9 protein-coding genes (1 of these 9 cut by a window edge) are annotated in these 10,259 nt (G+C 69.7%); 2 read left to right on the top strand and 7 right to left on the bottom strand.

Annotated elements, in window-relative coordinates; genetic code table 11:
- Positions 1 to 955 carry the 3' portion of a M23 family metallopeptidase gene (locus MWM08_RS09200; RefSeq protein ID WP_244459144.1) on the top strand. It extends 239 nt beyond the left edge of the window, so only the last 955 of its 1,194 coding nucleotides appear in the window; the start codon falls outside the window, past its left edge; its stop codon occupies positions 953 to 955.
- A 57-nt stretch (positions 956 to 1,012) separates the two neighbouring features.
- On the opposite strand, the gene clpB is transcribed toward MWM08_RS09200, so the two are convergent.
- The gene (clpB, locus tag MWM08_RS09195) at positions 1,013 to 3,598 is read right to left on the bottom strand and encodes an ATP-dependent chaperone ClpB (protein WP_244459143.1); all 2,586 of its coding nucleotides are present in this window, start codon (positions 3,596 to 3,598) and stop codon (positions 1,013 to 1,015) included.
- 112 nt (positions 3,599 to 3,710) lie between these two features.
- On the opposite strand from clpB, the gene MWM08_RS09190 reads away from it, so the two are divergent.
- Complete coding sequence (locus tag MWM08_RS09190) at positions 3,711 to 4,475, top strand: MOSC domain-containing protein (protein ID WP_244459142.1); 765 nt, start codon at positions 3,711 to 3,713, stop codon at positions 4,473 to 4,475.
- 164 nt (positions 4,476 to 4,639) lie between these two features.
- On the opposite strand, the gene MWM08_RS09185 is transcribed toward MWM08_RS09190, so the two are convergent.
- The 6 genes from MWM08_RS09185 to ispG all read right to left on the bottom strand — a co-directional run bounded on the left by MWM08_RS09185 (position 4,640) and on the right by ispG (position 10,254).
- Entirely contained in the window at positions 4,640 to 5,086 is a 447-nt protein-coding gene (locus MWM08_RS09185; RefSeq protein WP_423816046.1) for a DUF4167 domain-containing protein, read from the bottom strand.
- Positions 5,087 to 5,468: 382 nt separating this feature from the next.
- Positions 5,469 to 6,332, bottom strand: a complete 864-nt coding sequence (prmC, locus tag MWM08_RS09180; protein ID WP_244459140.1) for a peptide chain release factor N(5)-glutamine methyltransferase — start codon at positions 6,330 to 6,332, stop codon at positions 5,469 to 5,471.
- Positions 6,329 to 7,384 (bottom strand): peptide chain release factor 1, encoded by a 1,056-nt coding sequence (prfA, locus tag MWM08_RS09175; RefSeq protein ID WP_244459139.1) that lies wholly within the window; start codon positions 7,382 to 7,384, stop codon positions 6,329 to 6,331. Before prfA ends, prmC begins: the two co-directional genes overlap by 4 nt.
- Positions 7,381 to 8,619: a histidine--tRNA ligase gene (hisS, locus tag MWM08_RS09170; RefSeq protein WP_244459138.1), complete on the bottom strand. Its 1,239-nt coding sequence runs from the start codon at positions 8,617 to 8,619 to the stop codon at positions 7,381 to 7,383. The genes prfA and hisS overlap by 4 nt, the downstream gene beginning before the upstream one ends.
- Before the next feature lie 19 nt (positions 8,620 to 8,638).
- On the bottom strand, positions 8,639 to 9,118 hold the full coding sequence (locus MWM08_RS09165; protein WP_244459137.1) for a hypothetical protein: 480 nt from the start codon (positions 9,116 to 9,118) through the stop codon (positions 8,639 to 8,641).
- Entirely contained in the window at positions 9,115 to 10,254 is a 1,140-nt protein-coding gene (gene ispG, locus MWM08_RS09160; RefSeq protein ID WP_244459136.1) for a flavodoxin-dependent (E)-4-hydroxy-3-methylbut-2-enyl-diphosphate synthase, read from the bottom strand. The genes MWM08_RS09165 and ispG overlap by 4 nt, the downstream gene beginning before the upstream one ends.
- Between the last annotated feature and the right edge of the window lie 5 nt (positions 10,255 to 10,259).

Genomic DNA, 10,259 nt, shown 5'->3' with positions numbered 1-10,259 from the left:
CCTTACTACGTCCGACCCCGCGATCCTGCTTGAGATCGAGGTCGAGCCCGAACCCGGCCGCACCATCCGCACACGCCGCGCCGCCAACGGAACCTGGCGCGCCGAACAGCTCATCGCCCCCCGCCAGCGCTTTGCCGCACGCGCCGAGGGCACGGTCGATGGCGGCTTGTTCCCGGCCATGACCCGCGCCGGCCTCCCGCCCGGCCTGGCGCTTTCGCTGATCCGCATCCTTGGCCACCAGGTCGACTTCCAGCGTGACCTGCAGCCCGGCGACCGTTTCTCGATCCTGTTCGAACGCTTCCGCGACAGCGAGGGGGACATCCTGGGACACGGGCAGATCCTCGGCGCGCGCCTCACGCTCTCCAGCCGTGTCATCGAGATCTGGCGCCACAGATCCGCGCGCGGCGAGACCGACTGGTTCGATCGTGACGGCCGCAGCCTGCGCCGAAGCTTCCTGCGCACGCCGCTTGACGGCGCTCGTATCTCCTCGGGCTATGGCATGCGCTCGCACCCGGTCCTTGGCTTCAACCGCATGCACCAAGGCATCGACTTCGCCGCGCCGACCGGCACGCGCGTCTTCGCCGCCGCCGACGGCACGGTGGTCTCGGCCCGTCGCGAGGGAGGCTACGGGCTCATGGTGCGCCTGCGCCACGCCAATGGGGTCGAGACCCGCTACGCCCACCTCTCGCGCTTCGCACGCGGCGTCGGACCCGGGCGCCGCGTGCGCCAGGGCGATGTGATCGGCGCGGTGGGCTCAACCGGCCTGTCGACCGGCCCGCACCTGCACTACGAGGTTGCCGTCGCGGGCCGGGCGGTGAACCCGGCCCGGCATGTGCAGCAAGCAGCGCGGCTGGGCGGCGCCGACCTGGCTGCCTTTCGCGCACGACAGCGCAGCCTGGCCACCCTCGCCGCGAGTCTCGGCGAACGCCAGGAAATGGCCCTGGCGTCCGATTGACGCGCCCGGGCGTTGCGGCGCGCGGGCCGGCCCAGGCCGTCCGCGCGGCCGCCGGCGCTACGCCGCCTCGGCCAGCCCGGGCCGCACCTCGAGCCCGTCCTGCGACGCGCTCACGCGCACCACGTCGCCGTCCTTGATGCTGCCCTCCAGCAGGAGCCCGGCGAGCCGGTCCTGCAGGTTGCGCTGGATGACGCGCTTGAGCGGCCGCGCACCATAGACCGGGTCGTAGCCTGCTTCCGCCAGCCACTCCCGCGCCTTCGCGTCCAGTTCGAGCCGCACCTTCCGGTCCTCGAGCAGCTTCAGCAGCCGCTCCAGCTGGATATCGACGATCGAGGCCATGTCCGCCCGCGCAAGCCGCCGGAACAGCACGATCTCGTCCAGCCGGTTCAGGAACTCCGGCCGGAAGCGCTCGCGCACCGCGCGCATCACCGCCGGGCGCACCGTGTCCACCTCGGCGTTCTCGGGAAGCTCCGCGATCGCCTGGCTGCCAAGATTGCTGGTCAGCACGATGATGCAGTTGCGGAAGTCGACCGTGCGCCCCTGCCCGTCCGTCAGGCGCCCGTCGTCGAGCACCTGCAGCAGCACGTTGAAGACGTCGTCATGCGCCTTCTCGACCTCATCGAACAGGATCACCTGGTAGGGCCGCCGCCGCACCGCTTCCGTCAGCGTGCCGCCTTCCTCGTAGCCGACATAGCCGGGCGGCGCGCCGATCAGGCGCGAGACGGCGTGCTTCTCCATGAACTCACTCATGTCGATGCGCGTCATCGCCCGCTCGTCGTCGAACAGGAACTGCGCGAGCGCCTTCACCAACTCGGTCTTGCCCACACCCGTCGGGCCGAGGAACAGGAACGACCCGATCGGCCGGTTGGGATCCTGCAGCCCTGCCCGCGCACGCCGCACGGCCTTCGAGACCGCTTCCAGCGCCTCCTCCTGGCCGACAACGCGGCGGCGCAGCGAGTCTTCCATGCGCAGCAGCTTGGCGCGCTCGCCTTCCAGCATCTTCTCGACCGGTACGCCGGTCCAGCGCGACACGACGGCTGCGATGCCTTCCTCGGTGACGGCCTCGTTCACCAGCCGCGCATCGTCGTCCCCGGCCTCGGCCAGCTTCTTCTCGATGCCCGGGATGACCGCGTAGAGCAGTTCGGACGCCTTCGCGAGGTCGCCCTTGCGCTGCGCCAGCTCCACGTCGGTGCGCGCCTTGTCCAGCTGCTCCTTGAGCTTCTGGCTCTCGACGACCTTGCCCTTCTCCGCCTCCCAGCGCTGCGTCATCTCGTTCGAGCGTTCCTCGAGATCGGCCAGCTCCTTCTCGAGCTTGCCCAGCCGGTCGCGCGAAGCCGCGTCAGTCTCCTTCTTCAGCGCTTCCCGCTCGATTTTGAGCCGCATCAGGTCGCGATCGATCGCGTCCAGCTCCTCGGGCTTGCTGTCCACCTGCATGCGCAGGCGCGACGACGCCTCGTCGACCAGGTCGATCGCCTTATCCGGCAGGAAGCGGTCCGTGATGTAGCGGTTGGACAGCGTGGCGGCCGCCACCAGCGCCCCGTCGGTGATGCGCACGCCGTGGTGCAGCTCGTACTTCTCCTTGATGCCGCGCAGGATGCTGATCGTGTCCTCCACGCTCGGTTCGCCCACGAACACCGGCTGGAAGCGACGCGCCAACGCGGCGTCCTTCTCCACATGCTTGCGGTACTCATCGAGCGTGGTCGCGCCGATGCAATGCAGCTCGCCGCGCGCCAGCGCCGGCTTCAGGAGGTTCGACGCATCCATCGCGCCGTCCGCCTTGCCCGCGCCGACCAGCGTGTGCATCTCGTCGATGAACAGGATGATCTCGCCCGCAGCCTCGGTCACCTCGGACAGCACGCCCTTCAGGCGTTCCTCAAACTCGCCGCGGTACTTCGCCCCGGCGACCATGGCGCCGAGGTCGAGCGCCATCACCTTCTTGTCCTTCAGCGCCTCCGGCACGTCGCCCTTCACGATGCGAAGTGCCAAGCCCTCGACGATCGCCGTCTTGCCCACGCCGGGCTCACCGATCAGCACGGGGTTGTTCTTGGTGCGCCGCGCCAGAACCTGGATCGAGCGCCGGATTTCCTCATCACGGCCGATCACGGGATCGAGCTTACCCTCGCGCGCCGCGGCGGTGATGTCGCGCGCGTACTTCTTCAGCGCATCGAAGGTCTGCTCGGCATTCTGGCTGTTGACGGTGCGGCCCTTGCGCAGGTCCGCCACGGCCTTTTCCAGCCGCTGCGGATCGGCACCCGCGTCCCGAAAGGCGCGCCCGGCATCGCCCTCACTTGCGGCGAGCGCCACCAGCAGCCGGTCCTGCGCGACGTATTCGTCGCCGGCTCGCTGAGCCTGCTGCTGCGCGGCATCCAGCACGCGCACGATATCGGGGGTGAACTGCGGCTGCCCCGCGCCTCCGCCGGAGACCTTCGGCAACTTCGCCAGTACCGCTTCGACGGCCTGCTTGACCCGCGCCGGATCGCCGCCGGCCGCGCGAATCAACCCGCTGGCCGCCCCCTCGGCATCATCCAGCAAAGCCTTCGCCAGGTGCCCCGGCGTGACCTGCTGATGGTACTCGCGGATCGCAATGGTCTGCGCAGCCTGTAGGAAGCCGCGCGCCCTATCGGTGAACTTCTCGATATCCATTTTCGTCCCTCTCTGAGCGGACAGGCGTCGGCCACCCCCATATGGGCAGCAGCCACGCCTCCTATGAGCCCCGCATGTGGTAAGCGTCGTTGATCTGCTTCAAGGGGGCGCCATGCGAATCGAAACGATCTACCGCTACCCCGTGAAGGGCCTGACGGCCGAAGCCATGGAGGAGGTCGGCCTCACTCCTGGCGCCACCCTGCCGGAAGACCGCCGCTTCGCCCTGGCCCAGGGCGACTCCGCTTTCAACCCGGATGCCCCCGCTTGGGTGCCCAAGCGCAACTTTGGGTGCCTCATGGCCAATGCCCGCCTCGCGCTGGTGCATTCCGCTTTTGACGCCCGCACCGGGGAACTGGTGCTGCGCATCCCGGGCTCCGCTCCCGTCATCGCGAGCACGCGCACGGACGAGGGCCGCGCCGCCATCGCCCGCGCCCTCACCGCCGCGCTGGGGGAGGAAGCCCGGGGCACCCCGCGCTTCGTCGAGGCGCCGGGCCATTCCTTCTCCGACGTCGCAAAGAAGGTCGTCTCCATCATCGGGCTATCGAGCCTGCATGCGCTGGAACAGGTCGCGGGGATGCCGCTCGACCCACTGCGCTTCCGCGCCAACGTTTACGTCTCCGGCGGAAAGCCCTGGGCGGAATTCGACTGGATCGGACGTGAGATCCTACTCGGCCAGGCGCGCCTGCGCGTGGTCAAGCGCATCGTCCGCTGCCCCGCGACCGAGGTGAACCCGCTCACGGCCGAGCGGGACGCGCAGCCGCCGCGCTGGCTGCGCGAGCATTTCGGCCATGCCGACCTGGGCATCTACGCCGAGGTCCTGGAAGGCGGGCGAATCGCCGTCGGCGACGCGCTGGAAGTCACCGATCCGGAAGGCTGACGGGCCGCATGCCCGCCCACTAAGCCCCCCGCTGGCGCGTCACGCGGACGACATGCGGACCCGTGGCCCACTGGTGAGCGCGCCCGAACGGCCTCTACGGGTTGCAACGCGATACCGGGCCGGACATGTCCCGGGATGAAGGTGAACCCTTCATCCGCCGGTCATCAGGCAGGCTCGCGCGCCTCGCCGGCGCTCTCGGCCGCACCCTCGGTGTCGCCGTGGTCCTGGCCGTTGTTGCCGCCGATCTCGGTGGCCTCGCCGCCGTCGCCCTCGCCCTGCTCGTTGGGCTGGTAGCGGCGCTGCTGCGTCTGCTGCTGCTGTGCCGCGGCCTGGTTCATGGCGTTGAGAATGCGGAAATAGTGTTCCGCATGCTGAAAGTAGGATTCCGCCATCACGCGGTCCCCGCCGCTCGTCGCGTCCCGGCCGAGCTGCAGGTACTTCTCGAACAGTTGCTGGGAGGTCCCACGCAGCCGCATGTCCGGACCGCTCGAGTCGAAGACGTGGTTGCGGTTCAGAGGCTGCCGGTCGCCGCCGCCACCTCCACCACCCGTATGGCGGAATTGGCTCCCGCCACCCCCGCCACCATGACGATGGCCGCCACGGCCGCGCATGCGCTTCATGTTCATCGGTGTTGCGTTTCGCTGTCCTGCGCCCGGTCCGCGCCCGTCGAGACAGAACCGCCAAGGGTTCGTGCCACCACGGCATGCAGCCGGTCTCGTTGTATGCCGTCATACCGTGGCCGTCGGCCTGCGGCCGCTGTCCCAAGTCTGCCGGTCATGGCTTGCAGTGGCCTGCCCATCCGCCGCCTTCGCTGGATGCAGCGACGATCATGGTCAGGACACCTGCGGCCCCGGAGCATTCCGGCGGGAAACACGCCCGCTGTCTGCGCTGTCCGGGTAAGGAGAGGGCAACCCCTGCCCTACCGCATCAGCACTCTAGCGGCCGGCGGCCCCGGCGCCAAACGGATTTTTCGCCCCGCCGCCCTGCCGGCGCCTATCCCCGCAGCGCCAGCACCAGCGCCCGGTCGATCCCGCCGAGGTCTGTCCGCGCCGAAATCGCGACCAGCCCTGCCCCGGCTGCGATCGACTCGACCGCCGCGCGTTGGCCCGCTCCCAGCTCCAGAACCGCCCGACCGCCCGGCGCCAGCAGCGCCGGCAGCCGACCGATGGCGCGCCGGTACGCGTCCAGCCCATCCGCGCCACCATCCAGCGCCAAGGCCGGTTCATACCGCGCCACTTCGGGCATCAGCGCCGGGATCTCGGCGCTGGCGATATAGGGCGGGTTCGACAGAACCAGGTCGAATCGCCCGGCGATCGCACTATCCCAGTCCGCGGCGAGGAACGCCGCGCGCGACGCCAGACCATTCGCTGCCGCGTTTCGCGCCGCGAGCCGCGCGGCCGCGGGCACGCAATCGACGCCGACGCCCCAGGCGCCCGGCCGTTCGGCCAGCACCGCCAGCAGCAGCGCCCCGGTCCCGGTGCCGAGGTCCAGCACCCGCCCACCATCCGCGAAACCGTCGAGCGCAGCCTCCACGATGGCCTCGGAATCGGCGCGAGGGATCAGCGTGTCTGGCGAGACGGCAAGGTCGAGCGTCCAGAATCCGACATGCCCGACCAGATGCGCCATCGGTTCGCGCGCGACGCGCCGTCGCAGCAGGGCCGTGAAGTCGGCACCGGCCTGCGTCGCCACGGGCGCACGCGGATCGCGCAGCAGGTCCTCCTCCCGGCAGGCCAGCACATGCGCCAGCAGCATCCGCGCTTCCTGTCGCGGCGCTTCGATGCCCGCCGCACGCAGCACCTGGCCCGCCTGACACAGAAAGGCGCCGACCGACCCGCCCGGATCGGCGCAGGACGTCACGCGGCCTCGGCCGCCAGCCGCGCCGCCTGGTCCTCGGCGATCAGCGCGTCGAAGATCTCGTCGAATTCGCCCAGCATGACGCGGTCGATCTTGTGCAGCGTGAGGCCGATGCGATGGTCGGTCACGCGCCCCTGCGGGAAGTTATAGGTGCGGATGCGCTCCGACCGGTCGCCGGTGCCAACCTGTGACTTGCGGTCGGCCGCGCGGGCACTGTCAACGGCCTGGCGCTGCGCATCGTACAGCCGCGCGCGCAACACCTTCATCGCCTTCGCGCGGTTCTTGTGCTGCGACTTCTCCTCCTGCATCGCCACCACGATCCCGGTGGGCAGATGGGTGATGCGCACCGCGGAATCGGTCTTGTTCACGTGCTGCCCGCCGGCACCCGAGGCGCGATAGGTGTCGATGCGCAGGTCGCCCTCATTGACCTGCACGTCCACCTCCTCGGCCTCCGGCAGCACGGCCACTGTGACGGTCGAGGTATGGATGCGCCCCTGCGTCTCGGTTGCCGGCACGCGCTGCACGCGATGCACGCCGCTTTCGAACTTCAGGCGTGCGAACACGCCGCGCCCGGCGATCTCGGCGGTCGCACCCTTGATGCCGCCCAGGTCGTTCTCGTCGTAGTCCAACAACTCGAAGCGCCAGCCGCGTGATTCGGCATAGCGCTGGTAGGCGCGGAACAACTCGGCCGCAAACAGCCCGGCCTCGTCGCCGCCGGCCGCTGGGCGTATCTCCAGGATGCCGCTGCGCTCATCGGCCGCGTCGCGTGGCAGCAGCATCAATTGCAATTCACGCTCGAGCAGCGGCACGCGGTCCTTCTGCGCCAGCCATTCGGCCTCGGCCAGGTCGCGCATCTCGGGGTCGGCCATCATCGCCTCGGCCTCGTCACGCGCGCGGGTGGCGGCGCGCAGCTCCTCGACCTTCGCGACCAGGGGTTCGAGTTCCGAGAGCTCCTTGGACAATGCGCCGATCTCCGCCCCCGGCGCGGTGGCGAGGATGTGACGCACCTCCTCCGCGCGCGACAGCACGCGGTCGAGCCGATCGGACAGGCTCATGCGAGCCGCCCCGGCACCTCCGGCAGGGGCACCTTCTCCTGCGTGCCGGCATCGAGGTCGCGCAGCTGCGCGACACCGGCGGCGATCTCCTCATCCCCCAGAATGACGGCGGCGCGCGCCCCGATCCGGTTGGCGCGCTCCATCCGCCGCTTGAGGTTCCCGCGATACGCGATCTCCGCCACCACGCCGGCGCGCCGCAGCGCCTGCAGCACATCCAGCGCGGGGCCTTCTGCCGCATCGCCGACCGGGATCACCGCCACGGGCCGCGGCGCCGCGGGCGCGGCCGGCAGCAGCATCGACAACCGCTCGATGCCCGCCGCCCAGCCGACCGAGGGCGTGGGCGGGCCGCCCATTTCCTCGACCAGGCCGTTGTAGCGCCCGCCCGCCATCACGGTGCCCTGCGCGCCCAGGCGATCTGTCACGAATTCGAAAGCCGTATGGCTGTAGTAGTCGAGGCCGCGCACGATCCGTGGATTCTCCCGGAACGGCACGCCGAAGCGGACCAGGTGCGCCTTCACCGCCGCGTAGAAGCCGGCTGCCGCCTCCGTCAGATGCGCCCCTATCACGGGCGCGTCGGCGACGATCGCCCGGTCGCCCTCGTCCTTGCTGTCGAGGATCCGCAGCGGGTTCTTCTCCAGCCGCAGCTGGCTGTCATGGCTGAGCGCATCGCGATGCACGCCGAAATACGCGACCAGCGCGGCGCGGTAGGCGTCGCGGCTTTCCGCGTCGCCCAGGGTATTGATCTCGAGCACCGTACCGTCCGAAACGCCCAGGGCGACCAGAATATCCCAGCCGCAGGCGATCACCTCGGCATCCGCGAGCGGTTCCGCCGCACCCAGCACCTCGATCCCGATCTGGTGGAACTGGCGGTAGCGTCCTTTCTGCGGTCGCTCGTAGCGGAACATCGGTCCGGCGTAGAACACCTTGCGCGGCAGGTTGGATTGCGTGAGCCCGTTGGAGACCAACGCGCGGCACACGCCGGCGGTCATCTCCGGGCGCAGCGTCACGGAATCGCCGCCGCGATCGGTGAAGGTGTACATCTCCTTCATCACGACGTCGGATGAATCACCCAGGCCGCGGGCGAACACGCCCGTATCCTCGAAGATGGGCGTGGCCCATTCCTCGAAGCCATAGAGAGCGCTGGCCCGCCGCGCCGCTTCCACCACGGCGTGGTGTCGGCGGAACTCCTCGCCGATCAGGTCGCGCGTGCCACGGACGGGCTGCAAGGCTGTCATTCGTATGTCCGGTCGGGAGTCAGGGGCGGCGATTGCGGGGCTGTTCGGGCTGCGGTGCGCGGGCGGCGCGGAACAGGTCCTCGCGCGCCTGGTTGCCCACGCGGTTCGCCAGCGCCAGCGCCCGGCGATAGGTCTCGGCCTCGCCCTCGTCGAGGCATTCGGTGAATTCGCCGAGGTCGATCAGCCCGCGCAACCGGCCCGCCCATTGGTCGAGATACGCCAGCAGCACGATCCCCTGCGCGCGCGCATCGGGCGGGATGCCGACGGACAGGGCGCTGGCATGCTGGCGGATCACCAGCGAGGCTTCCATGGCACGGCTGTTGATGGTCCCGCAGGAGGCACCGCCGGGACGGACATCGACGGGCGGCGCGTCATCCTCGGCGGGCGGCATCTCGACGCTGCCAGGCTGCGCGCGTGCCCCGGGCGCCGCAGCGCAGGCCAGGGCCAGCATCACGCAGGCCGCACCGCGGCGCAGCCATGACGCCGCGGCCTGGCTCATTCCGCTGCCTGCCGTGCCGCTTCTTCCGCCGCCGCGCGCGCCGCCTCGGCCATCGCCTCGGCCTTCGCGCTCACCAGGGCGACGATGTGGTCGACCATCTCCTCGGAACGGATCGTGTGGTCGGTCCGGCCGGCCGAATAGACCATGTGCGTGCCAGCCCCGCCGCCGGTCAGGCCAATATCGGTCATCAGCGCCTCACCAGGCCCGTTCACCACGCAGCCGATGATCGACAGGCTGATCGGCTGCTGGATATGCGCGAGGCGTTCCTCCAGCTTCTCGACCGTGCGGATCACGTCGAAGCCCTGCCGTGCGCAGGACGGGCAGGAAATGATCTTCACGCCCCGGTGCCGTAGGTGCAGCGACTTAAGCATCTCCCAGCCGACCGAGACCTCCTCCTCGGGTTCGGCCGAGAGCGACACCCGCAGGGTATCGCCGATGCCCGCCCACAGCAGCGACCCGAGCCCGATCGCTGACTTCACCGTGCCCGCGCGCTTGCTGCCAGCTTCGGTGATGCCAATGTGCAACGGGTGGTCGCAGGCTTCGGCCAACTGCTGGTAGGCCGCGACGGCGAGGAACACGTCGGACGCCTTCACGCTGATCTTGAACTCGTCGAAGCCTTCCTGGAGCAGGTGGTCGGCATGCCACAGCGCGCTTTCCACCAGCGCCTCGGGGTTGGGCTCCCCGTACTTCTCGAGCAGGTGCTTCTCGAGGCTGCCGGCATTCACGCCGATGCGGATCGAACAGCCATGGTCGCGCGCGGCCTTCACGACCTCCTTCACGCGGTCCTTGCTGCCGATATTGCCCGGGTTGATGCGCAGGCAGGCAGCGCCGGCCTCCGCTGCCTCGATCGCGCGGCGGTAGTGGAAGTGGATGTCCGCGACGATCGGGACATTCACCTCGCGCACGATCTCATGCAGCGCGGCGGTGGCTTCCTCGGTCGGGCATGACACGCGCACGATGTCCGCACCCGCCACTTCGCAGCGACGGATCTGGTCGATCGTCGCCTGCGCGTCCTCGGTCGGCGTGTTGGTCATGGTCTGCACGCTGATGGGCGCATCACCGCCCACCAGCACCTTGCCCACGCGGATCTGGCGCGATTTGCGGCGCAGGATTTCCTGGTAGGGACGATAGGCCATGCGTG

This window comes from Roseomonas fluvialis, assembly GCF_022846615.1.
GTDB lineage: Bacteria > Pseudomonadota > Alphaproteobacteria > Acetobacterales > Acetobacteraceae > Neoroseomonas > Neoroseomonas fluvialis.
The sequence above is the reverse complement of the archived record's forward strand: the minus strand, read 5'-3'. Positions and strand labels throughout refer to the sequence as shown.

Bases quoted from the DNA above. Each gene is read 5' to 3' on its own strand.
- prfA (WP_244459139.1), bottom strand. From the start codon at position 7,384: ATGAGCCTGTCCGATCGGCTCGACCGCGTGCTGTCGCGCGCGGAGGAG.
- ispG (WP_244459136.1), bottom strand. From the start codon at position 10,254: ATGGCCTATCGTCCCTACCAGGAAATCCTGCGCCGCAAATCGCGCCAG.
- MWM08_RS09165 (WP_244459137.1), bottom strand. From the start codon at position 9,118: ATGAGCCAGGCCGCGGCGTCATGGCTGCGCCGCGGTGCGGCCTGCGTG.
- MWM08_RS09190 (WP_244459142.1), top strand. From the start codon at position 3,711: ATGCGAATCGAAACGATCTACCGCTACCCCGTGAAGGGCCTGACGGCC.
- hisS (WP_244459138.1), bottom strand. From the start codon at position 8,619: ATGACAGCCTTGCAGCCCGTCCGTGGCACGCGCGACCTGATCGGCGAG.
- clpB (WP_244459143.1), bottom strand. From the start codon at position 3,598: ATGGATATCGAGAAGTTCACCGATAGGGCGCGCGGCTTCCTACAGGCT.
- MWM08_RS09185 (WP_423816046.1), bottom strand. From the start codon at position 5,086: ATGCGCGGCCGTGGCGGCCATCGTCATGGTGGCGGGGGTGGCGGGAGC.